The following is a 21,389-nucleotide window of genomic DNA, read 5'->3' as shown; positions in this document are numbered from 1 at the left end:
TGCGGCCGATTAGAAGAGTCCGCCGGGAGGTGCGAAAAGTCCGTCCTGGAACTGCTCCTCCTTCGAATCTTCCTTCTTCCTCCGCTTCGGAGACGCCTTCCTCTGCTTCGGTAGATGCAGCCCGGCTTCCTGCTCCTGCTTGTAGCGGGTGTGGTTGAGCAGAAGTAGACGATCCAGGACTTCGGTCTGGGCTACAGGGTCGATGGTGAACCGGACGCCCTGCCGCGTCTCGTAGAAGTCATGCTCCAGGTCGAGGTCGGTCCAGCCGTACGCCTCGGAAACAGCTTCGTCCACCTCGACATGCGCAGCGCGGAGGGCATCGATATCTACTGCTTGCTCGGCCTGGTTGTGAACGAGGTTGTAGAGCTTGGTCAGTCCGATGCCCCGAGCGGTCATGGCGTCCCTCTGTGTCCCCTCAAGAACCTTTCCGGACTTCTGGAGGCGTTTTGTGTCTATAGGTATAGGAAAGTTCTCGTACACATCTGCGGGAGTGTAGCGAATTCGGGTTTCGTGCGTGGAGCCTTTTCCGACTACCCATGCTTGGTGCTGTGTGCTGGAGAGTGAGGCAAGTCGGGCTGTGGAGTCTGTGGCGAATATGACGATCTGTTCGCTCATTACTTGGTCGGTCGATTGCCTAATGGGGATTGCGTACTTGCTGACTCGGGCTATGGCGATTGCTTCTTTGAGGTTTACGATCGCCGCCAACATCGCCGGACGCTTCTCCGCGTACTGCCACCAATAATCCCGATAAACCTTGCGGTTGTTGGTAGCCCGCACGGGCTTGACGTCCCGCTCCACGATGGCGAACACGTCCTCGTACGTGGCTGCCTTCTCCTGTGACCAGTCGTGGAAGTTGATGACCCATCGGCTGGCCGAGCAATCCGGCCGCGAGTTGAGGTCCTCGCCGTTGAGGTAGGGGAAGAGCACGTCCTTGTTGCGCGGATCCTTGGCGATGAGTTCCCGCGCCTGCTCCGGCGTGAGGACGAAGCCCTTGCCCAGGACGTTCGACCCCTGGAAGGACTGCCCGGCGTTCGCCGCCAGGCGGTACGGCCTGCCGGTCACCCGGGACTGCGGGTCCAGGTTCGGGGTGATGCCGCGCACCTCGTTGCCGTCCAGTACCGGCTTCTCGTCCTCGCCCACCTGCCCGCCCAGCCACAGCAGGGAGACCTCCAGGGCCGCCGTGCCCGGCCAGGGCTGGGACTTCACCGCGCGGTAGACCGTCCATCCGTTCGCGGTCGCCTGGTCGAGGCCGACCTCGCGGGTGTCGCCCTGGGCGATGGTGTTGGTGGCGATGATGCCCGTGCGGCGCTTGGGGGCCAGGGAGAGGTTCCGCAGCAGGAAGTAGGAGCACAGGTCGGCACTGCCGCGCACCCCGTCGCCGATGCGGTTGACCAGGTACTCGCGGTAGTCCGTGCCCAGGGCGCCGGTGAGCTTCTGGCCGCCGATGAACGGCGGGTTGCCGATCACCGCGTCGAAGCCCTTCGAGTCGCCGGCGCCCATGATCTCGGGGAACTCCAGGGGCCAGTGCAGGGGCCGGACCGGCTCCTTGCGGGGGCCGCGCAGCCAGCCGTCCACCATCTTCCGTGCGCGTTCCGCCGAGGCCGAGCCGGGGCCGTCCATCATGGCCGCCACGACCAGTCCGGCCACCGCCGCCAGGCGGTTCTCGTACGCCGCCGCCTTGGCGTCCTGCCTGGCCGCGCGGAACGCGGCGGCCCCCCGCCTGCCGCCGGTGTTCGTCTCGCCGGTCAGGTCCTCGGCCTCGTCGTCCGAGATGCCCTCGGCGGCGAGCGCCGCGCCCACCACGGCGTCGGCCGCCAGCCGCAGTTGCTCCGACAGCTCCTCCGCATCGGCCAGCTTCTCCGCCTTCGCGCGCACCGAGCGGATGTCGCTGACGGGGGTGGCCTCGATCTCGCGGCGCAGCCCGGCGGCCCGCGACAGCAGCGTCTCCGTCACGTCCAGCGCCCGCGACACCTCGTCGCTGAGCTGCCGCGCCCCGGAGTCCAGGTGGAACGCCCTGATCTGCTCCAGGTCGACCGTGCCGACCAGCGAGTCGCCGCACCGCAGCGCGTGGTCGAGGAAGGAGAAGGGCCGGTCCTTGGCGAGGGTGATCAGCCACAGCGACAGTTTGGCCAGCTCCACGGCCATGGGGTCGCGGTCCACGCCGTACAGGCACTGGTCGGCGACCAGGCGGCGGGCGATGCGCAGCAGCTCCTCGCGGTCGCCCTCGGCCACGTCGCGGCCGATCTCGGCGGGCGGGCCGTCGCGGAGCCAGGCGTCCACCACGCGGTCGGCCAGGTAGCGGCAGGCGGAGACGAGGAACGCGCCGCTGCCCATGGCCGGGTCCAGTATCCGCAGCGCCAGCAGTTCCCCGGCCCGCTTCGCCCGCCACACGCCCGGTTCGGTGCCGCCGTCCGCCGGGCCGGGGGAGAAGCACAGCGGGGCGAGGGTGTGCTCGACTATCTCCTCGGCGAGGACCTTGGGCGTGTAGTGGGTGCCGGTGTCGCGGCGGTCGCTGGAGCGGACCATCACCACCGACCCGGCCGGGAAGACCATGAGGTGGCCGCGCAGGTCCCTGCGTATCAGCCCGGCGAAGGGGGCGACGCGGGAGGACAACCGCTCGTCGTTGTCGCAGGCGGCGTCGAGGTCGGCGGCGACCGCCCCGGTTGTTCGGGCGTCGAGTGCGCGCCGTATTCGCAGCGGTGTGGCGCCGGTCGCCCCGGCGAGCTCCTTCTCCAGTACGCCCGCCGCCGCCCACTCCTCCAGCGCGGACAGCGTCAGCACCGCCTCGTACCTGCCCTCCAGTCCCAGATGGGGCTCGTGGGCACGGACGCAGCCGTACTCCAGCAGGCCCTCGTAGACGTGGCCGATCTGCTCCACGTCCAGGCCCTTGTAGGACAGGGCCTCGCGGCCCCGGCCCCGGCGGCGCAGTACCAGCAGCGCGTCCAGGATCTTGTGGACGACCCGGTCGGTGACCTTGGCGGCGGCCAGCCAGGGGAAGCGGTCCGGGTCGAACAGCGAGCCGCCGTAGGGCAGGATGCGCAGCCGGTCGTGGACGCAGCCGCCGTGGACGGCGGCGAAGACCGCCAGCAGGCGCGGCCAGACGGCGGCGCGGCGGTCGCCCAGCTCGTCGCCGTGGCGGGACTGCTGCTCCTCCAGGGCGTCCAGCAGCGGTGAGACGGCGTAGGAGGCGTCGTACAGCCCGTCCCCGGCGGGCAGCAGGCGCTGCTCCTCGGCGTAGAGGAGGAAGACCAGGCGCATCATGACCGTCAGCGCGCCCTCGTACACGCGCCGGTCGCCCACGCCGGCCAGCAGCCCGCCGCCCGTCTCGCGGTCCAGCCGCGACAGTTCGGCCACCAGCAGGGAGACGGCCTCGCGGACCTGGCGGCCCAGGGTGTCGGTGACCTCGGAGTGCCGCTCGGCGGTACGGGTGAACAGCGCGGCGAGCGAGGAGGTGAGACCGCCGTCGCGGTCCCGCTCGGGGAGGGCGGCGCGGCGGGCGTGCAGCAGGCTCGCGAACGCCCGCAGCAGCAGCGGCTCCTCCAGCCACAGGTCGGCGTCGAAGACGGCCAGCGCGCGGGCCTGCCTGGGGCGGGTGTGCACCAGCGCCCACTCGCGGCCGTTGGTGAGCACCGCCAGCGGGACGCCGTGGCGGCGGGCGGCCTCGCCGGCGCGGTCGGCGGGGGAGAGGTCCTCGCCGCGGGCGCGGGTCAGGGACTCGTTCCAGCCGGTACGCAGCAGCAGCACGCGGGGCCGCGCGCCGGTGCCGTCGCCGGGGGCGGCGGGGCCCGTCAGCACCGCGTCGGGGGTGTGCCCGCCCGCGCGCAGCGACTCGGGCAGCGCGGCGCCCTCGCGCAGGCCGGGCGTCCAGCCGAGCAGTTCGCCGGTGACCAGCTCCTCCCAGGCGGGGCGCAGCAGGTCCGGGTCCTCCCGGACCTCCTCCCACGCCTGGCGCAGCCGGGCCCGGACCTCGGCCGGGACGTCGTCCAGGCCCTGCGGGAAGACCTCCGTCAGCACCGGCAGCGAGACGAACGGGCCGTCGGGGCGGAGCAGCCTCAGCCAGTCCTCGTGCTGCTCGGCGGGGGTGGGGGCCTGGGCCCCCTTCGGGATGCGGCGTCGTGCGGGCGGCATCAGCGGAGGTCTCCACGGGCGAGGGCGGACGGTACGAGGAAGGTGACGGCGACGGGGAACCAGCGCGGCACCGGATCGGCCCAGCGGCGGCGCAGCGCCTGTGTCTCCCGCTCGGTGATTTCGGGGATGGCGCGCAGCCGCTCCTGGAGCGCCTCGCGGTCGGCGCGCAGCTGGCGGCGCTCCTCGTCGGCCTCGAAGAGGGAGCCCTGCTCCCAGTGGCCGCGGTCGTCCAGGCGGTCGCGGATGGAGCGCTCCAGCTCGGCCAGCACCTCCCGCACGCCCTCGACCTCCCGTTCGCAGTGCCTGGCCAGGACGGCCTCCAGGGAGCGGAAGCGGGCGTTCGCGCGGTTGCGCAGGGCGCGGGCGAGACGGTCCTCCAGCGCGGGCCACAGCCCGGCGAGTTCGGTGAGCACACCCTCGGCGGGCGGCTCGTCGGCCGCGGCGGCCAGCCAGGCGTCCACCTGCTCGCCGCGGGCGGTCTCCAGCCGGCCCGCCCCGATCACGCCGCCCGCCGCGATGACCTCCTCGTGCAGGCGGGCGCCGCCGCTGCCGGAGACCACCACCCGGCCGTGGGCCACCACGGCCGGGGTGCGCAGCAGGTCGCCGGGGACGACCCGGGCCGTCACCCGCGACAGCCGCGCCTCCCTTCCGCCCGACCACAGCTCGGCGCGGAGCAGCCGCAGGCACATCCGCACCAGGCGGTGACCCAGGTGCAGCAGCACCACGTCGGTGCGGTCGCGGGCCTCGGTCTCGTCGAAGACGGCCAGGCGCTCGGCGCCGGTCAGCGGGTGGCGCAGGCCGTCGTTGCGGGCGTGGGCCCAGGCGCCGGGCAGCTCCGGCAGCCGGAAGCAGCGGGCGCCGCGCCCGGCCGGGTCGGGGACCTCGGCCAGGTCCTTGCGGTGGGCCAGCAGCAGCGCGGTGCGCACCACGCGCTCGACGGTGGCGGGGGTCAGGTGCAGGGCGTCGCGGCTGCCCGCCAGTTCGCCGACCAGCTTCTCCAGCTCGCGCGCCAGATCCCGCTCCACCTTCAGCACGGCACGGCCCGAGCGCCTGGTGATCTCGGCGTCGGCGGACGACCAGTCGGCGCGGCGGCCCAGCATCTTCCGCTCCACGCGGGCGGCGATGACCTCGCCCGCGCTGCCCAGGTCCTCGCGGATCGCCTCGGTCTTGCGGGCGGCGACGGCCAGGAAGTGCAGCTCGTCCTCCAGGGTGCCGTCGTCGTGCGCCGACTCCTCCGGGACCTCCGTCAGCGCGGCCCGGCCCTCCGGCGCGGTGCGGGAGGAGCCGCGGGCGCCGTGCAGCGAGGCGCCGCGCTCCGGCCCCGAACCCTGCGCGGCCCGCTGCCAGCCGGCGGGCACGAAGTGGAGGACGTCCACCTGGTCGGCCCGCTGGCCGTGGCGGTCCACGCGGCCGTTGCGCTGCTCCAGGCGGTTGGGGTTCCAGGGGATCTCCCAGTGCAGCAGGCGGTGGCAGTGGGCCTGGAGGTTGATGCCCTCGCTGGCGGCGTCGGTGGCCAGCAGGACGCGGACGGGCGACAGCGACGGGTCCTCCTGGAAGACCGTCTTGACGTGCTCGCGCTCGGCGGGGTCCTGGCCGCCGTGGAGCTGGGCGACGCGCTCGGCCGGGTAACCGGCGGCGACCAGCCGGTCCAGCAGCCAGCGCTGGGTGTCGCGGTACTCGGTGAAGACGATGACCCGCGCCTCCTCCCACTCGCCCTTCGGGCCGCAGGGGCAGACGATCGGCTCCAGCCACGCGCGGAACGCGTCTAACTTCGCGTCCGGGCGGCCGGCCGCCTGCCTGGCCCACGCCGACAACTCCCGCAGCAGGCCCTCCTCACGGGTGGTGAGGGGGCGGGTCAGACCGCGCACGGCCGTCAGCGCGCGCTCGGCGGCCTCGGTGTGCTCCTCGTCGCTCTCGGCGGTCTCCTCCACCCGCTCGATCAGCGGACGCAGGACCCGCTCGGCCCGCTCGCCGGGGCCCCGGGAGGCCGGGGGCAGGCCGCCGGCGGCGCCGGTCATCGTCCTCAGATGGACGTCGATCGTCTCGGCGAACGCCTTCGGGGAGGACAGGAAACGCTTCTTCAGCAGTGTCGTCACGAAGTCGGCGGCCGTGCGCTCGGCGCGCCCGGCGCCACCCTCGCGGCGGGAGCGGGCGTACTCGGACAGCTTCGCGTAGGCGCCCCGGGCCTCCTCGCCGTAGGCCACCTCCAGGGCGTGCGGGACGCGCCGCGGGAAGCGGGGCTTCCCGTTCCAGGCGGGCGGCAGCTCCGATTTCAGACGGCGCACCATCACCCGCCTGAGCTGCTCGGGCGAGGGGCGCACACCGCGGGCGAAGCGGTGGTCGTCCAGCAGTTCCAGCAGCGCGGTGAAGGACTCCAGGTAGCCGTTGTGCGGGGTGGCCGAGAGGAACAGGCGGTGCTCGCAGTGCGGGGCGAGGGCGCGGACGGCCCGGGTGCGCTGCGAGTCCACGGCGTACCGGCCCGTGCCGGACGGCGCGCAGGTGTGCACCTCGTCCACCACCAGCAGGTCGAAGGCGCGCGGATATCCCGGCACCGGCGGCAGCACCTCGCGCAGCATCCGCAGCGGGCGCTCGCGCTTGAGCCAGTCCACGGAGACGATCAGACGCGGATAGTGCGTCCAGGGGTTGGCGTACAGGCCCCGGGAGCGGCGCAGCTCGCGCAGCAGGCGGCCGTCGACGATGCGGAAGTCCAGGCCGAACTTGTCGCGCATCTCGTCCCGCCACTGGAGGGTCAGCCCGGCGGGGCAGACGACCAGCATCGTGCGGGCGCGGTGGCGCAGCATCAGCTCCTGCATCACCAGGCCCGCCTCGACCGTCTTGCCCAGCCCGACGTCGTCGGCGATCAGCAGGTTGGTGCGCGGCATGGACAGGGCGCGCACCACCGGATCGAGCTGGTAGTCCTGGATCTCCACCCCGGAGCGGAAGGGCGCCTGGAGGGCGGTGCGGTCGGCCGAGGCGACCGCGCCCCAGCGGACCGCGTCCAGGAAGGCGTCCAGGCGGCCGGGCGCGTCGAAGCCGGCGGCGGGGGAGGGCAGGGCCTCGCGCTCGTGGACGACCGGGCGCTGCTCCAGCTCCCACACCACCCGTAACTCCTCGTCGCGGGCGTCGTCCTCGACGGAGACCAGCGCGACGAGATGGGGTGCGACGGCGTCGGCCAGACGGGCGGGATCCTCGCCCGCGACCGTGGAGCGGGTCACCTCCGAGACGACCCACTGGCGGTTGCGGACGGTGACGAGCTGGCCGGGGGCGGGGACGGGCGGACGGTTCCCCGGGCCCGCCGGGCCGCCGGGGCCCCCGGCCGGGACGGTCTCCACGGTCGCGCCGGCCATCTTCCTCAGCTCCCCGCCTCGCCTCGTGCTGTCGCGCACCAGGGTCCGCGCGGCGCGCGGCACACCATGGCATTGGGGAAGCCTACGGACCGTGCGGGTGGCTTGTACCCGGAACCGCGATCATCCCCGGGCCTCCCGGGCGGCCGGGGCGACCGGCGGCGGTACGACCGGGGCCGGTGGGGCCACCGGGGCGGGCCCACCGGGGGCCGGACCGCACAATCGGGCCCTGTCGGCCGACGGATCATGGCCGGTTCCGGCGTGCGCCGGGGCCCGCACGGGCGGCCCTCCGGGCCGCCGGGCAAGGGGAGCGCGCGCCGGGGCGCACAACGTCTCATGTCACCGCGCCGCCGGTCTGTCCGGGGCGCTCCGGCGGGAGTCGCCGGGGGCCGACACCCTCCCGGACGCAAGCTCCTGTTGTCGCCAGTGAGGAGAGTCCGGATTCCGCCCGGTGTCCTTGTGGACGGAGTGTGAATACTTGAACCTTGACCTCCACACTTCCCACCACTCTGGAGGTTTGTCATGCCCCAGGCAACTTTGACGCGGGCCGACGAGATCGTCGCCGCCTGGCTCGACGGCGCGGAGAGCTCCCACGGCGAACCCAACCCGGCCGGCCCGCTGTACGTGGGCGGTGCCGCCACCGAGGCCGCACTGGTGGACGCCACCGACGCCCTGTTCACCGCGTGCAGCAGCTGCACCGGCTCGTTGACCACCTTCTGCTGCTGACCGGCGCCACCACCGCCCCGGACGGTGCCACGCCGCCGTCCGGGGCACCACCGGAGGACCTCCCCCGCCGCGGCGCGGCCGCGGACACCGACAGGAGCGTGCAGGCCATGACGGACGTCACCGGCAGGCAGGACACCCCGGCCGAGTCCGGCCACTTCGAGGCGCCGGTGGCCGCCTGGACCGCCGAGTTCCCCGCCGAGCTGCGCCGCCGCCTGGCGGCCGTGCCCGGTCTGAGCGGCGCGGAGCGGACCCTGATCGCGGCCACCGCACGCACCGCCCAGCTCGCCTCCCTGCAACGCAAGCTCAATCGGGTCCTGCTGCTGGAACTGCGGGCCGGGGCCCTCGCAGGCGTGCTCCCCGGGGCGGACGGCCACGAACGCTGGACGGCCTTCCAGAGCCGGGCCCGGACCCCCGAATTCCGCGAGCACCTGGAGACCCGGTACCCCGGCCTCGGCGAGCGCGTGGCACGCGCCACCGCACCCCTGATCGACGCCGCCGCCGAACTCGCCCGGCGCCTGGCCGGCGACCGCGACCGGCTCTCGGCACTCCTCGGCCGCCCCGCCGGGCAGCTGACAGCCCTCCGCCTCGGGGCAGGCGACCCCCACCGGGGCGGGCGTACCGTCGCCCACCTCGCTTTCGAGGGCGGCAGCGTGATGTACAAACCGCGCCCCCTGGACACCGACACCGCCCTGGAGCACCTGCTCGTCCGCCTCTGGTCGCACCCCGGCGCGCCCTCCGGACCCCGCCCGCGCACCCCGCGTGCGCTTTTGCGGGACGGTTACGGCTGGACCGCTCACGTCCCACACCGCTACTGCGCCGACGAGGCCGAACTCGCGCAGTACTACCGCACTCTGGGCCACTGGCTGGCCCTGATGCGCCTGACCGGCGGCACCGACCTGCACGCCGAGAACCTCATCGCCCACGGCCCCGAGCCCGTCGTCGTGGACGCCGAGTGCCTGTTCACCCAGGACGTCCCGCCCGCCGAGGACAGCGGGCGCGGCGCCGCCGTGGACACCGCCGCCGCCGTCATCCGGCGCACCGTGCTGCGCACCGGCATCCTGCCGACCCGGATGGGCGGTTACGCCATGGGCGGCACCGACCTCTCGGCGGCCGGGGCGATCCCCGGACAGCAGCCCCTGATACCGGTGCCCGTCATCACCGGCGGCGGCACCGACGGCGCCCGGATGGACACCGAACTCATCGCCCCGCCGCTCTCGGCGAACCTGCCCGCCGCCGAACCCGCCCTGTTCCGGCACTGGGACCAGGTGCTCGACGGCTTCCGCGAACTGACCGCCCACCTGCACCGGCTGGACTCCGAGGACGGCGGGCTTCCCGAACTGCTGCGGCCGTTCACCGGCCACCAGGTCCGCAACCTGCGCCGCGGCACCCAGGCGTACGTCGACATCGGCCGGATGCTGTGGCACCCGGCCTCCCTGCACCGGCCGGACGAGGCCCGGCGGCGAGCCCGCGAGGTGCTGCTCGGCAACGCCCGGGCACTGCCCGGCGCCCCGGACTCCCCCGAGATCATCGAATCGGAGATCGAGGACCTGCTCACCGGCGACGTCCCGGTGTTCACCGCGGTGGTGGACGAGGCGACGGTCCGGCGCGCGGTGACGGACTGGCGCAGCGCGGACTTCCGGATGGAGGAGTCCGTCATCCAGGGCGCCCTGGTGGGCGCCTACCTCAACGAACGCACTCTGCCGCCCCGCGTACGGGCGGACCTGCCCGCCCCCCGGCACGACGAACTGGAGCCGCGTCGGCGCGCCATGGCGGCGGGGATCGTCCGAACCCTGTGCGAGGAGGCCGTCCACGGCGAGGACTCCACCGTCACCTGGGTGAGCCCGGTGCTCACCGGCGTCGGCTGGGCCATCCGCCCGCTGACCGCCGAGCTGTACACCGGGCAGGGAGGCGTCGCGGTCGCCCTGGCCGGGTACCTGCGGGAGGTGCGGCGCGGCCGGGCCGAACCCGTACCCGGGCTCGAGGGCGTCCTGGAGGGCGCGCTGCGCGTGCTGGCCGCCACCGAGGACACCACGGCCACCACCTTCGCCGGCGGCTACACCGGCATCGCCTCCCAGGTGTGGACGTGGACCGAACTCCACGGACTGCTCGGCGACGGGGCCCACCTGGCCCGCGCCCGGCTCCGCGCCGCCGCGCTCACCCCCGAGATCCTCGACGAGGACACCGACCTCGACATCCTCGGCGGCGCCGCCGGGGTGATCGTCCCGCTGCTGAACCTCGCGCACCTCACCGGAGAGGAACGGTGGCTGGCCACCGCCGCCCGCGCGGCCCGCCGTCTGGAACGCACCGCCGTCCGCGACGACCGCGGAGCCCGCTGGTCCACCGCGCTCTTCGCCGAAGGCATCGGCGGCTTCGCCCACGGCGCCACCGGCATGGGCTGGGCGCTGCACCGGCTGGCCCTCAGCGAGGCCGGCACCGACGCCGACCGCCGCCGCTGGCGCGAGCTGGCCGGGGCCGCCCTGTCCTACGAGGAATCGCTGTGGGACCCGGCGGCCGGCAACTGGCACGACGCACGCATCGGCAGCCAGCAGGACCACGCCACCGCCTGGTGCCACGGCAGCGCCGGCATCGGCCTGGCCGCCGTCGACCTCTACCACCGCACCGGGGACCGGACCCACCTGGTCAACGCCCACCGCGCGGCGGCGGCCGGCCTGGCCGACGGCTTCGGCTGGAGCCACACCCTGTGCCACGGCGACCTGGGGCTCATCGAGCTGCTCACCCACCTGCGCGCCCTGCCCGCACCCGAACCCGACCCCGCTCCCGGCGCCGTGCCCGTCCCGCCTCCGGTTCACGTCCCCGACGCCCGGGACCTGCTGGCCAGGCTGCTCACCGACCTCGAACACCGCGGCCCGGTCGGCGGACTGGCCCGGGAGTCCTTCTCCCCGGGCCTGATGCCCGGCCTCAGCGGGGTCCTGCACCTGCTGCTCCGCCTCACCCCGGACGCCACCGGCCCCGGACGTCCCCGTACCCCTCTGCTCCTCACCGCTCCCGGGGGCCAAGGTCCGCGCTAGCCTCGCGCTTTCACGAAGTGGCCTGCCCGAAGGTTGATCAGAAACACAGAAAGTGCTCTTGACCTGCAACGACAGGACTTGCTGAGGGTCCTGTTGGCTGCATGGGAAAGAGCACTTTCCAGGTGAGAGAGCCTATCGCGTCGTACCCGCGTGTCCGTGTCCTGGGGGACGGCCGTCACGTGGTCTCGCAGGCCGGTTCGGTCCTGCTCGTCGAAACGGCCCGCAAGACCGGTCTTGACCAGGCCGTATCGGCAGCTCTGACGCCGTGGCGCAGACTGCGGGCCGTCCACGACTCCGAGGGAGCCAGCACAGGCCGGAGCGATGGAACCCGGCATCCACCCGAGACGACACACGGCTTCTGAGCCTGCCCACTACCGGTCAGAGAAAGCGGAACGGTCCACCGACTCCGTTGGCGGACCGTCATGCAAGCCCGAGGCCGGTTCCCACAGTTCGTCAGGAACAGGCCGCCGCGAAAGATCGACGCTCACAAACCGTCATGGTGCCGCACCCCACGGCATCGCCACGTGAGACAACCTCTCAGTCCCAGGGCTCGCCGATTTTTCCTTCCAGTACACGCCAGTTCTCGCCTGTCTCGTACTCCGTGGCATTGGACTGGCAGGAGACGAAATCCGCTTTCGGATCTGCCGCGTCCGGAAGGACGGTTGCTTCTCCGGTGGCTTCCTGAACGCCCATGACAATCTGGTAGCCGAAGGACCTGAGGTTGGCCAGCTCCCTCCCGAATACCTTGAGCTTCGGCGCTAGATAAAGATTTTCCTGCCGTCGCTCGGAGGCAAGGTAGAAGGGGACACCCGAGTGGACACCGCCGAGAAGCCAGGAGTCGTTGACGAGAATCGACCAGTTCCTGGTGTGGAGAATCGCACCCTGATCGACACCCGGAACGCGTTCATCGATGGTCTTGAGGTTTTCACGCAGAATGTCATCGATTCCAGCTCCTCCGGGCTCGCCGGGCCGCCCCGACCGGAGACCGCCCGCGATGAGACCCTCGATGGCGTTCGACCGACACGCCCGAAGCGTGCTGTCGTACACCCACCACGCCACGTCCACCCACGGCGTCCCGAACGAGTCTCTCCCGTTGATCACAGCCGTGCCCGCGTTGTCGTACAGGCCCCGTGCTTCCATGGCGGCGTCCATGAACTGTTCTCTGTTCCAACCGCGGGTCATCTTTCACCTCTTGGAAATTGGGTGCACGCATGGGAGATGAGCCAATGATGCACGTCACTGACCGGGAGATCATCCAGCGGCCAGCTAAACCACCCCATCTGGTAAAGGTGATGGCCGGTGCGCACAGGGGCTGGTGCGAGCGCCCCCGCCCTGGGGCGTGCGCAAGGCGTGCACCGAGAGTGCGCGTGCGCGGATCCGTGCGTCTTCATGGCCGGCCCGGACACGACTCCGAGCACCTTCACCCTCGCTCCGAAACAGGAGCTTCGGGGGTCAGGTCAATTCTGGCGCGGCAGTGGCAGAGGTAAAAGGTTTCTCCTTGCGAAGCCGACCCTGTCTCTTCTCGTACCCACTGGGATATCCCCCTACGCCGGAAGCAACCGGAAGGGGTGAGTATGTGGTGGGGTTGGTTTGCGCCGGCGTAGGCATGAGCAGCGATCCCTCTGCGAGGCATCACTGAAGAGAATGGAGTTGAGATGTCCGTCATCAGCGCCCTTCGTAATGCGCTCAACACCTCAGACGCGGACCAGAGGAGGCAGCAGGAACAACTCGACTTCATGCTGAACGCCGCGAAGAACAAGGGAGAGGTTTTCGATAACGAACTTCGGCTTTCTTACAGCGATCCCGAGTCCCAGCTCATCAAGATCGTGGGCGTTCCCACATACTACGACCATGGATATCTGGCAAATGTGCACGAAGGCGCGGACGCAGGGATCTCCAGTGCCGTCGACACCTTCTTCGCAGGAAAAGATGGGGCCGTTAAGAGTGGCATCCATTCGCTCGTCACCACGGCGGTGAACGCAATCCTCGGAAATTCCTCCATGGGGGAGCAACTCGACGACAAGACCTTCATTGCTCTGGAGCATAACGCCATCGTCCGCGTGGACGTCAAGTTCTGGCGCTATAATTTTTCCGACAAGGGTGTGATCGGTAACACGCAGAACGTCTTCTGTTATTCCTTCGGGCGCTCTGTCGTCGATCACACGGCGGTCCCGATCGATGTGCTGATCAACCTCGTCAGCCAGGAGATCGGCGACGATGCGGCGCCGGCCTACCTGAAGAAAATGGAGGAAATCTATCAGTTCCAGCAGCAGATGGACCCCGTCACCGCACATAAGGAATACCAGCACCAGAGTATTGACCACGCCGTCGGCCGGGGAGTCCTCACGCCCGAGGAGGCGGAACAGCATCACGGGGCAGTGGAGCAGGGAAGGACGGTCCTGACGTCTTCCGGTTCCGCTTGACAGTGCCCCTGGGGATGACCGCTCGGACACCCAGCCCTGAGCCTGTTCTTTGGCCTCGCGCTTTCATGAGGCGGGCCGTCCGGCGGATGGTCAGGCAAACGAAAAATTCCACTGACAAGCAAGAATGAGGATTGTCGAGATCCTTGTTCCTGCCACGTCGGCGGTACTTTCCAGGTGAAGAAGCGTATCGGGCCCGGCCGGCATGGTGATCACCGGCGCGGTCCACCGCCACGTGCTGAAGGTCCCGGCGTCGGCCTGGACACCGGCCGTTGAGCCGGACCACGAGACCCGGGATGGCGCCTGGGCTGCCGAACTCACAGGTGACCTCCTGGTCGACTGGGTGAAGGGCATGCAGTTGACCGTCCCCACGGAACGGCCGCACTGCGGCCCAGTTGATACTCATCGACGCTGATGGCATGCGGCTCACCTGATTCGCCACCAACACCAGAGACCGGCCGATCGCCGACCTCGAACTCCGTCACCGCCTGCGGGCCCGGGCCGAAGACCGCATCCGGGCCGCCCGGGCCACCGGGCTGCGGAACCTGTCCCCGCATCACACTGCACAGAACCGGGTCGGCGCGCCTCCGGTGGTCCCTGGCGGCGACGATCTCCGACAGATGGGAACCGTCCGGCAGTTCCTCGCGCACGGGCAGCACCTGGTGGGCACGGATGCGCCACAGCAGGTCCGCCCCGCCGGCCGACGCCGCCCGCCACAGCTCCAGGCCGGTGAAGCCGCGGTCGGCCAGCAGCAGATCACCCTCGCCCAGAGCCCCGAGCACCTCCCGGGCCAGCACGGGTTCGGACACGGTCCGCGGGCCCAGAGCGGCGGCGGTGATGGCATGGGTGCCGCGCTCGGCCAGCGCCACCACCCGCACCTGCGGGAACGCGCACCGCTCGGTGCGGTGCGTCTTCGGGCGCCCGAAGTGCGCGGCGTTCTCCTCGCTGTCGGGGACGTCGAAGACCGTGCCGTCGACGGCCATCACCCGCCACCGGCGATGGAAGGCGCCCGGGGTCGACTCTGCCGCCAACGGCCGGGCCACCTGAGCGAACAGAGCCTTCAGCGGTTCCGGACCGAGCTTCGCGCCGAGGACGTCGAAGACGGTGGCCAGGGTGTGGCCGGAGGCGGTCAGGGCGGTGCGGTTGCCCGCCGCGTCGTAGGCCAGTTCGGTGACCGCCCCGGTGGGGGTGATGCGGGAGGTACGGCGGACCAGGGCGTCGTAGGTGTAGCGGGTGGTGCGACCGTCGACCGTCTCGGCCAGAACGCGACCGAGGATGTCGCGCTCCACGGTGAGGCTGGAAGTGGGCGAGGCGGCGCCTACGGGGCGTCCTGCGGCGTCGTGGACGTACTCGGTACGGGCGCCGCCGGCTTCTGGCCCAATTCCCCCCGACAGGAGGTGAGTTCGCACTGTGGCCGTACGGTCGTCATGCCGCGGAGGGGTGACACGGAGCCTCCGGGAAACGTCCGGGAGCGCCCGGGACGGAAACGTTCCGGCCACTCGTGATCCGGCGACCGCGCGGCGCTTCCACCAGAGCGTGTGGTCATGGACTCCGCGTACGGCCCCGCGCGCAGAGGAACCGGAGAGCCGCCGAGCGGCATGGTTCGGCGGCGTTCCGGCGGGGTAACGTGATGGGTCCGATTGGCATCGGCGATGCCCCGTGTGGCAGACTGTCCGGGTTGCTCGGTTGAGTGCCGATGCTGCGCGCCTCCCGCCGGGAGGACCGGAAGCGAGTCCCAACGTATTCGTCGCCCCTCGTCAGGGGCGGAAGTACGGGAATCTTCCGGGAAGCGTGGGCGGGGTACCGACCAGGCGCCCGGTGGGTTTCCTCCCCCGGTTCCGCGGTCTCGCGCACCGCATCCCCAGGCAGGGAAATTCAAGGATTTCCATGGTGGCGGGAATGCGACACGCCCGACCGCGTGGGTCGGAGGAGAGTGTGGTCCCGCCGGGTCCCGGAGCGTGACGAGAGACAGGACTACGAAGTAGCCATGGCGGGACAGAAGATCCGCATCCGGCTCAAGGCCTACGACCACGAGGTCATCGACACCTCGGCGAAGAAGATCGTCGAGACGGTGACCCGTACTGGTGCGTCGGTCGCGGGCCCGGTGCCGCTGCCCACAGAGAAGAACGTGTACTGCGTCATCAAGTCGCCGCACAAGTACAAGGACTCGCGCGAGCACTTCGAGATGCGTACCCACAAGCGCCTGATCGACATCCTCGACCCGACGCCCAAGACCGTTGACTCGCTGATGCGCCTGGACCTGCCGGCCGGCGTCGACATCGAGATCAAGCTCTGAGAGGCGCGGTAGAGATGACCACCAAGCAGATCAAGGGTGTCCTGGGCGAGAAGCTCGGCATGACCCAGGTCTGGGACGAGAACAACCGTGTCGTCCCGGTCACCGTCGTCAAGGCCGGCCCCTGCATCGTCACCCAGGTGCGCACCGCAGACAGGGACGGCTACGAGGCCGTCCAGATCGCCTTCGGCGAGATCGACCCGCGCAAGGTGAACAAGCCCCTCAAGGGCCACTTCACCAAGGCCGACGTCACCCCGCGCCGCCACCTGGTGGAGCTGCGTACCGCCGACGCCGGCGAGTACACGCTCGGCCAGGAGATCACCGCCGAGGTGTTCGAGTCGGGCGTGAAGGTCGACGTCACCGGCAAGAGCAAGGGCAAGGGCACCGCCGGTGTCATGAAGCGCCACGGCTTCGCCGGTCTCGGCGCCGGCCACGGCACGCAGCGCAAGCACCGCTCTCCCGGCTCCATCGGTGGCTGCGCCACCCCGGGCCGCGTGTTCAAGGGCCTGCGCATGGCCGGCCGCATGGGCAACGAGCGGGTCACCACCCAGAACCTGACCGTCCACGCCGTTGACGCGGAGAAGGGCCTGCTGCTCATCAAGGGCGCGGTTCCTGGTCCGAACGGCGGCCTCGTCCTGGTCCGTACCGCGGCCAAGGGGGCCTGAGGTAACCGATGAGCACCATTGACATCCTTTCGCCGGCAGGCGACAAGGCCGGGACCGTCGAACTCCCCGCGGAGATCTTCGACGCGCAGGTCAGCGTTCCGCTGATCCACCAGGTCGTCGTCGCACAGCTGGCCGCTGCCCGCCAGGGCACGCACAAGACCAAGACCCGCGGCGAGGTCCGCGGCGGCGGCAAGAAGCCGTACCGCCAGAAGGGCACCGGCCGCGCCCGCCAGGGTTCGACCCGCGCCCCGCAGTTCGCCGGCGGTGGCGTCGTGCACGGCCCCGTGCCGCGCGACTACTCGCAGCGGACCCCGAAGAAGATGAAGGCCGCCGCCCTGCGCGGCGCCCTCTCCGACCGGGCGCGCCACGGCCGCGTCCACGTCGTGAGCGGCGTGGTCGAGGGCGAGATCTCCACCAAGGCCGCCAAGACCCTGTTCGGGAAGATCAGCGAGCGCAAGAACGTGCTGCTGGTCGCCGAGCGGAGCGACGAGGCCGCGTGGCTGTCCGCCCGCAACCTGCCCCAGGTCCACATCCTGGAGCCGGGCCAGCTGAACACCTACGACGTGCTCGTCTCCGACGACGTGGTCTTCACCAGGGCCGCCCTCGACAGCTTCGTGGCCGGCCGCAAGGCCGCCCAGCACGAAGGGAGCGAGGCCTGATGGCCGAGACCACCGTCACCAGCAAGACCTTCTCCGACCCCCGCGACATCCTCGTGAAGCCGGTGGTCTCCGAGAAGAGCTACGCGCTGCTGGACGAGAACAAGTACACGTTCGTCGTCGACCCGCGTGCCAACAAGACCCAGATCAAGCAGGCCGTCGAGGCGGTCTTCTCGGTCAAGGTCACCGGGGTCAACACGATCAACCGCCAGGGCAAGCGCAAGCGCACCCGCACCGGTTACGGCAAGCGCGCCGACACCAAGCGCGCCATCGTGACCCTCGCCGAGGGCGACCGTATCGACATCTTCGGCGGTCCGGTCTCCTAACGGAGGTCGTACCGTCCGATATCGGACGAGGACTGAGAAATGGGTATCCGCAAGTACAAGCCGACGACCCCGGGCCGTCGTGGCTCCAGCGTCGCCGACTTCGTCGAGATCACGCGGTCCACGCCGGAGAAGTCGCTGGTCCGCCCCCTGCACAGCAAGGGCGGCCGTAACAACACCGGTCGTGTGACCGTCCGCCACCAGGGCGGCGGCCACAAGCGCGCCTACCGCGTGATCGACTTCCGTCGTCACGACAAGGACGGCGTGCCGGCCAAGGTCGCGCACATCGAGTACGACCCCAACCGCACCGCGCGCATCGCGCTGCTGCACTACGTCGACGGCGAGAAGCGCTACATCCTCGCGCCGGCCGGCATGAAGCAGGGCGACCGCGTCGAGAACGGCCCCGGTGCCGACATCAAGCCGGGCAACAACCTCGCGCTGCGCAACATCCCGGTCGGTACGACCATCCACGCCATCGAGCTGCGGCCCGGCGGCGGCGCGAAGTTCGCCCGTTCCGCGGGTGCCTCCGTGCAGCTGCTGGCGAAGGAGGGCCGCATGGCCCACCTCCGCATGCCGTCCGGTGAGATCCGCCTGGTCGACGTCCGCTGCCGCGCCACCGTCGGCGAGGTCGGCAACGCCGAGCAGTCGAACATCAACTGGGGCAAGGCCGGCCGTATGCGCTGGAAGGGCGTCCGCCCGACCGTCCGCGGTGTGGTCATGAACCCGGTCGACCACCCGCACGGTGGTGGTGAGGGCAAGACCTCCGGTGGTCGTCACCCGGTCTCGCCGTGGGGCAAGAAGGAAGGACGTACTCGCTCGCCGAAGAAGGCCAGCAACAAGTACATCGTCCGCCGCCGCAAGACGAACAAGAAGCGCTAGGAGGCGGGTTTTCGATGCCGCGCAGTCTCAAGAAGGGGCCTTTCGTCGACGACCACCTGATGAAGAAGGTGGACGTACAGAACGACGCAGGCACCAAGAACGTCATCAAGACCTGGTCCCGCCGCTCCATGATCGTCCCGGCCATGCTGGGCCACACGATCGCGGTGCACGACGGCCGCAAGCACGTCCCGGTGTTCGTCACCGAGTCGATGGTCGGCCACAAGCTCGGCGAGTTCGCGCCGACCCGCACCTTCCGCGGCCACGAGAAGGACGACCGCAAGTCGCGTCGTCGCTGATGTGCGGAAGTAGCGAAGACCTATGACTGACACCGAAGGGACAACCATGGAAGCCAGGGCCCAGGCGCGGTACATCCGCGTCACGCCCATGAAGGCCCGCCGCGTGGTGGACCTCATCCGTGGCATGGACGCCACGGAGGCTCAGGCGGTCCTGCGTTTCGCCCCGCAGGCCGCGAGCGTGCCCGTCGGCAAGGTGCTCGACAGCGCCATCGCCAACGCCGCGCACAACTACGACCACACGGACGTCGACAGCCTCTTCATCTCCGAGGCCTACGTCGACGAGGGCCCGACCCTGAAGCGGTTCCGGCCGCGCGCCCAGGGCCGCGCCTACCGGATCCGTAAGCGGACCAGCCACATCACGGTGGTCGTCAGCAGCAAGGAAGGAACCCGGTAATGGGGCAGAAGGTCAACCCGCACGGGTTCCGGCTCGGCATCACCACGGATTTCAAGTCCCGCTGGTACGCCGACAAGCTGTACAAGGACTACATCAAGGAAGACGTCGAGATCCGCCGCCTGCTCACGCAGGGCATGGAGCGGGCCGGCATCTCCAAGGTGGAGATCGAGCGCACCCGTGACCGCGTCCGCGTCGACGTTCACACCGCCCGTCCGGGCATCGTGATCGGCCGCCGCGGCGCCGAGGCGGAGCGCATCCGCGGTCGGCTGGAGAAGCTGACCGGCAAGCAGATCCAGTTCAACATCCTCGAGGTGAAGAACCCGGAGACGGACGCTCAGCTGGTGGCCCAGGCCGTCGCCGAGCAGCTGTCCTCCCGCGTCTCCTTCCGCCGTGCGATGCGCAAGTCGATGCAGAGCACGATGAAGGCCGGCGCCAAGGGCATCAAGATCCAGTGTGGTGGCCGCCTCGGCGGCGCCGAGATGTCCCGCTCGGAGTTCTACCGCGAGGGCCGGGTTCCCCTGCACACCCTGCGCGCCAACGTCGACTACGGCTTCTTCGAGGCCAAGACGACCTTCGGCCGGATCGGTGTGAAGGTTTGGATCTACAAGGGCGACGTCAAGAACATCGCCGAGGTCCGCGCCGAGAACGCCGCCGCCCGCGCCGGCAACCGTCCGTCGCGCGGTGGCAGCGACCGCCCGCGCCGCGGTGGCGAGCGCGGCGGCCGCGGCCGCAAGCCGCAGCAGGAGCGGACCGAGGCGCCCAAGGCCGCCGAGGGCACCGCTGCCGCTCCGGCCGCCGAGAGCACCGGCTCTGCCGGGAAGGAGGCCTGACCGTCATGCTGATCCCCCGCAGGGTCAAGCACCGCAAGCAGCACCACCCGAAGCGCAAGGGCATGGCCAAGGGCGGCACCGAGGTTGCTTTCGGCGAGTACGGCATCCAGGCCGTGACCGCTGCCTACGTGACGAACCGGCAGATCGAGGCAGCTCGTATCTCCATGACCCGTCACATCAAGCGTGGCGGCAAGGTGTGGATCAACATCTACCCGGACCGTCCGCTGACCAAGAAGCCCGCCGAGACCCGCATGGGTTCCGGTAAGGGTTCGCCGGAGTGGTGGGTCGCGAACGTCAAGCCCGGCCGGGTGATGTTCGAGCTGTCCTACCCGAACGAGAAGATTGCTCGTGAGGCGCTCACCCGCGCTGCTCACAAGCTTCCGATGAAGTGCCGGATCGTGCGGCGCGAGGCAGGTGAGTCGTGATGGCGGCCGGTACCAAGGCGAGTGAGCTGCGCGAGCTCAGCGACGAGGAACTCCTCGTGAAGCTGCGCGAGGCCAAGGAGGAGCTGTTCAAGCTCCGTTTCCAGGCGGCGACCGGACAGCTGGAGAACAACGGCCGGCTGAAGGCCGTCCGCAAGGACATCGCCCGGATCTACACCCTGATGCGTGAGCGCGAGCTCGGCATCGAGACGGTGGAGAGCGCCTGATGAGCGAGACGAATGTGACTGAGACTGCAGAGCAGAACCGCGGCTTCCGCAAGACCCGTGAGGGTCTGGTCGTCAGCGACAAGATGGACAAGACCGTTGTCGTCGCCGTCGAGGACCGCGTCAAGCACGCCCTGTACGGCAAGGTCATCCGCCGTACGAACAAGCTCAAGGCGCACGACGAGCAGAACGCCGCGGGTGTCGGCGACCGCGTCCTCCTGATGGAGACCCGGCCGCTGTCCGCGACGAAGCGCTGGCGCGTCGTCGAGATCCTCGAGAAGGCCAAGTAATTCCCGAGATCCCTTCTCGGGACGAGTTCCGCCAGGCTCGGCGAGGTGCGCGCGGTGAGCGCGCACCCGCCGGGAACCGGCAGACGATCAGGAGATAGACGTGATCCAGCAGGAGTCGCGGCTGCGTGTCGCCGACAACACGGGCGCGAAGGAGATCCTTTGCATCCGTGTTCTCGGTGGCTCCGGCCGCCGCTACGCGGGTATCGGGGATGTCATCGTCGCCACCGTCAAGGACGCGATCCCCGGTGGCAACGTGAAGAAGGGCGACGTCGTCAAGGCCGTCGTCGTGCGCACCGTCAAGGAGCGCCGCCGCCCCGACGGCTCGTACATCCGCTTCGACGAGAACGCCGCCGTCATCCTCAAGAACGACGGCGACCCCCGCGGCACCCGTATCTTCGGCCCCGTCGGCCGTGAGCTGCGCGAGAAGAAGTTCATGAAGATCATCTCCCTCGCGCCGGAGGTGCTGTAAC

At 70.5% G+C, this 21,389-nt stretch carries 18 protein-coding genes and 3 pseudogenes; 17 read left to right on the top strand and 4 right to left on the bottom strand.

The window, feature by feature from the left end:
• Window positions 1-9: 9 nt before the first annotated feature.
• Both ACGRHY_RS10460 and drmD read right to left on the bottom strand, forming a co-directional pair.
• A complete protein-coding gene (locus ACGRHY_RS10460) occupies window positions 10-4,128 on the bottom strand; it encodes an Eco57I restriction-modification methylase domain-containing protein (RefSeq protein WP_394635102.1) in 4,119 nt (1,372 codons plus the stop codon).
• On the bottom strand, window positions 4,128-7,475 hold the full coding sequence (drmD, locus tag ACGRHY_RS10455; RefSeq protein WP_394635101.1) for a DISARM system SNF2-like helicase DrmD: 3,348 nt from the start codon (window positions 7,473-7,475) through the stop codon (window positions 4,128-4,130). The genes ACGRHY_RS10460 and drmD overlap by 1 nt, the downstream gene beginning before the upstream one ends.
• Before the next feature lie 519 nt (window positions 7,476-7,994).
• Here drmD and ACGRHY_RS10450 point away from each other — a divergent pair.
• The 3 genes and pseudogenes from ACGRHY_RS10450 to ACGRHY_RS10440 form a co-directional block, all read left to right on the top strand.
• Window positions 7,995-8,198, top strand: coding sequence for a DUF6229 family protein (locus ACGRHY_RS10450; protein WP_394635100.1), 204 nt, complete (start codon window positions 7,995-7,997; stop codon window positions 8,196-8,198).
• A complete protein-coding gene (locus ACGRHY_RS10445) occupies window positions 8,156-11,227 on the top strand; it encodes a type 2 lanthipeptide synthetase LanM family protein (protein ID WP_394635099.1) in 3,072 nt (1,023 codons plus the stop codon). Before ACGRHY_RS10450 ends, ACGRHY_RS10445 begins: the two co-directional genes overlap by 43 nt.
• Before the next feature lie 101 nt (window positions 11,228-11,328).
• A pseudogene (locus ACGRHY_RS10440) lies at window positions 11,329-11,520 on the top strand (transposase); the annotation flags it as partial.
• A gap of 244 nt (window positions 11,521-11,764) precedes the next feature.
• Here ACGRHY_RS10440 and ACGRHY_RS10435 read toward each other — a convergent pair.
• A complete protein-coding gene (locus tag ACGRHY_RS10435) occupies window positions 11,765-12,379 on the bottom strand; it encodes a hypothetical protein (RefSeq protein ID WP_394635098.1) in 615 nt (204 codons plus the stop codon).
• Between the two features lie 503 nt (window positions 12,380-12,882).
• Here ACGRHY_RS10435 and ACGRHY_RS10430 point away from each other — a divergent pair.
• Together ACGRHY_RS10430 and ACGRHY_RS10425 are read left to right on the top strand one after the other, a co-directional pair.
• A complete protein-coding gene (locus ACGRHY_RS10430) occupies window positions 12,883-13,650 on the top strand; it encodes a hypothetical protein (RefSeq protein WP_394635097.1) in 768 nt (255 codons plus the stop codon).
• A gap of 178 nt (window positions 13,651-13,828) precedes the next feature.
• Window positions 13,829-14,225: pseudogene (locus ACGRHY_RS10425) on the top strand (IS1380 family transposase); the annotation flags it as partial.
• 126 nt (window positions 14,226-14,351) lie between these two features.
• On the opposite strand, the pseudogene ACGRHY_RS30260 reads toward ACGRHY_RS10425, so the two are convergent.
• Window positions 14,352-14,630 (bottom strand): annotated as a pseudogene (locus tag ACGRHY_RS30260) (transposase); the annotation flags it as partial.
• Window positions 14,631-15,634: 1,004 nt separating this feature from the next.
• On the opposite strand from ACGRHY_RS30260, the gene rpsJ reads away from it, so the two are divergent.
• The 12 genes from rpsJ to rplN all read left to right on the top strand — a co-directional run bounded on the left by rpsJ (window position 15,635) and on the right by rplN (window position 21,388).
• On the top strand, window positions 15,635-15,943 hold the full coding sequence (gene rpsJ, locus ACGRHY_RS10415) for a 30S ribosomal protein S10 (RefSeq protein ID WP_004571821.1): 309 nt from the start codon (window positions 15,635-15,637) through the stop codon (window positions 15,941-15,943).
• A gap of 14 nt (window positions 15,944-15,957) precedes the next feature.
• Window positions 15,958-16,605 (top strand): 50S ribosomal protein L3, encoded by a 648-nt coding sequence (gene rplC / locus ACGRHY_RS10410; RefSeq protein WP_394635096.1) that lies wholly within the window; start codon window positions 15,958-15,960, stop codon window positions 16,603-16,605.
• An 8-nt stretch (window positions 16,606-16,613) separates the two neighbouring features.
• Window positions 16,614-17,264: a 50S ribosomal protein L4 gene (gene rplD / locus ACGRHY_RS10405; protein ID WP_394635095.1), complete on the top strand. Its 651-nt coding sequence runs from the start codon at window positions 16,614-16,616 to the stop codon at window positions 17,262-17,264.
• Complete coding sequence (rplW, locus tag ACGRHY_RS10400) at window positions 17,264-17,587, top strand: 50S ribosomal protein L23 (RefSeq protein WP_237876904.1); 324 nt, start codon at window positions 17,264-17,266, stop codon at window positions 17,585-17,587. Before rplD ends, rplW begins: the two co-directional genes overlap by 1 nt.
• 39 nt (window positions 17,588-17,626) lie before the next feature.
• Window positions 17,627-18,463, top strand: a complete 837-nt coding sequence (rplB, locus tag ACGRHY_RS10395) for a 50S ribosomal protein L2 (protein ID WP_093851457.1) — start codon at window positions 17,627-17,629, stop codon at window positions 18,461-18,463.
• Window positions 18,464-18,477: 14 nt separating this feature from the next.
• Complete coding sequence (rpsS, locus tag ACGRHY_RS10390) at window positions 18,478-18,759, top strand: 30S ribosomal protein S19 (RefSeq protein WP_101255276.1); 282 nt, start codon at window positions 18,478-18,480, stop codon at window positions 18,757-18,759.
• A 46-nt stretch (window positions 18,760-18,805) separates the two neighbouring features.
• Window positions 18,806-19,153: a 50S ribosomal protein L22 gene (rplV, locus tag ACGRHY_RS10385; RefSeq protein WP_006130776.1), complete on the top strand. Its 348-nt coding sequence runs from the start codon at window positions 18,806-18,808 to the stop codon at window positions 19,151-19,153.
• Window positions 19,153-19,983 (top strand): 30S ribosomal protein S3, encoded by an 831-nt coding sequence (rpsC, locus tag ACGRHY_RS10380; protein ID WP_206348896.1) that lies wholly within the window; start codon window positions 19,153-19,155, stop codon window positions 19,981-19,983. The genes rplV and rpsC overlap by 1 nt, the downstream gene beginning before the upstream one ends.
• 5 nt (window positions 19,984-19,988) lie before the next feature.
• Window positions 19,989-20,408 (top strand): 50S ribosomal protein L16, encoded by a 420-nt coding sequence (gene rplP, locus ACGRHY_RS10375; RefSeq protein WP_093660605.1) that lies wholly within the window; start codon window positions 19,989-19,991, stop codon window positions 20,406-20,408.
• The gene (gene rpmC, locus ACGRHY_RS10370) at window positions 20,408-20,632 is read left to right on the top strand and encodes a 50S ribosomal protein L29 (protein ID WP_394635094.1); all 225 of its coding nucleotides are present in this window, start codon (window positions 20,408-20,410) and stop codon (window positions 20,630-20,632) included. The genes rplP and rpmC overlap by 1 nt, the downstream gene beginning before the upstream one ends.
• The gene (gene rpsQ / locus ACGRHY_RS10365; RefSeq protein WP_093660607.1) at window positions 20,632-20,919 is read left to right on the top strand and encodes a 30S ribosomal protein S17; all 288 of its coding nucleotides are present in this window, start codon (window positions 20,632-20,634) and stop codon (window positions 20,917-20,919) included. Before rpmC ends, rpsQ begins: the two co-directional genes overlap by 1 nt.
• A gap of 100 nt (window positions 20,920-21,019) precedes the next feature.
• Window positions 21,020-21,388, top strand: coding sequence for a 50S ribosomal protein L14 (gene rplN / locus ACGRHY_RS10360; RefSeq protein ID WP_055718836.1), 369 nt, complete (start codon window positions 21,020-21,022; stop codon window positions 21,386-21,388).
• Window position 21,389 lies beyond the last annotated feature (1 nt).

Origin of the sequence: Streptomyces shinuiensis (assembly GCF_043660855.1) — a bacterium.
Lineage (GTDB): Bacteria > Actinomycetota > Actinomycetes > Streptomycetales > Streptomycetaceae > Streptomyces.
Note: the sequence above shows the minus strand (reverse complement) of the source record. Positions and strands in the feature narration are given on the sequence as shown.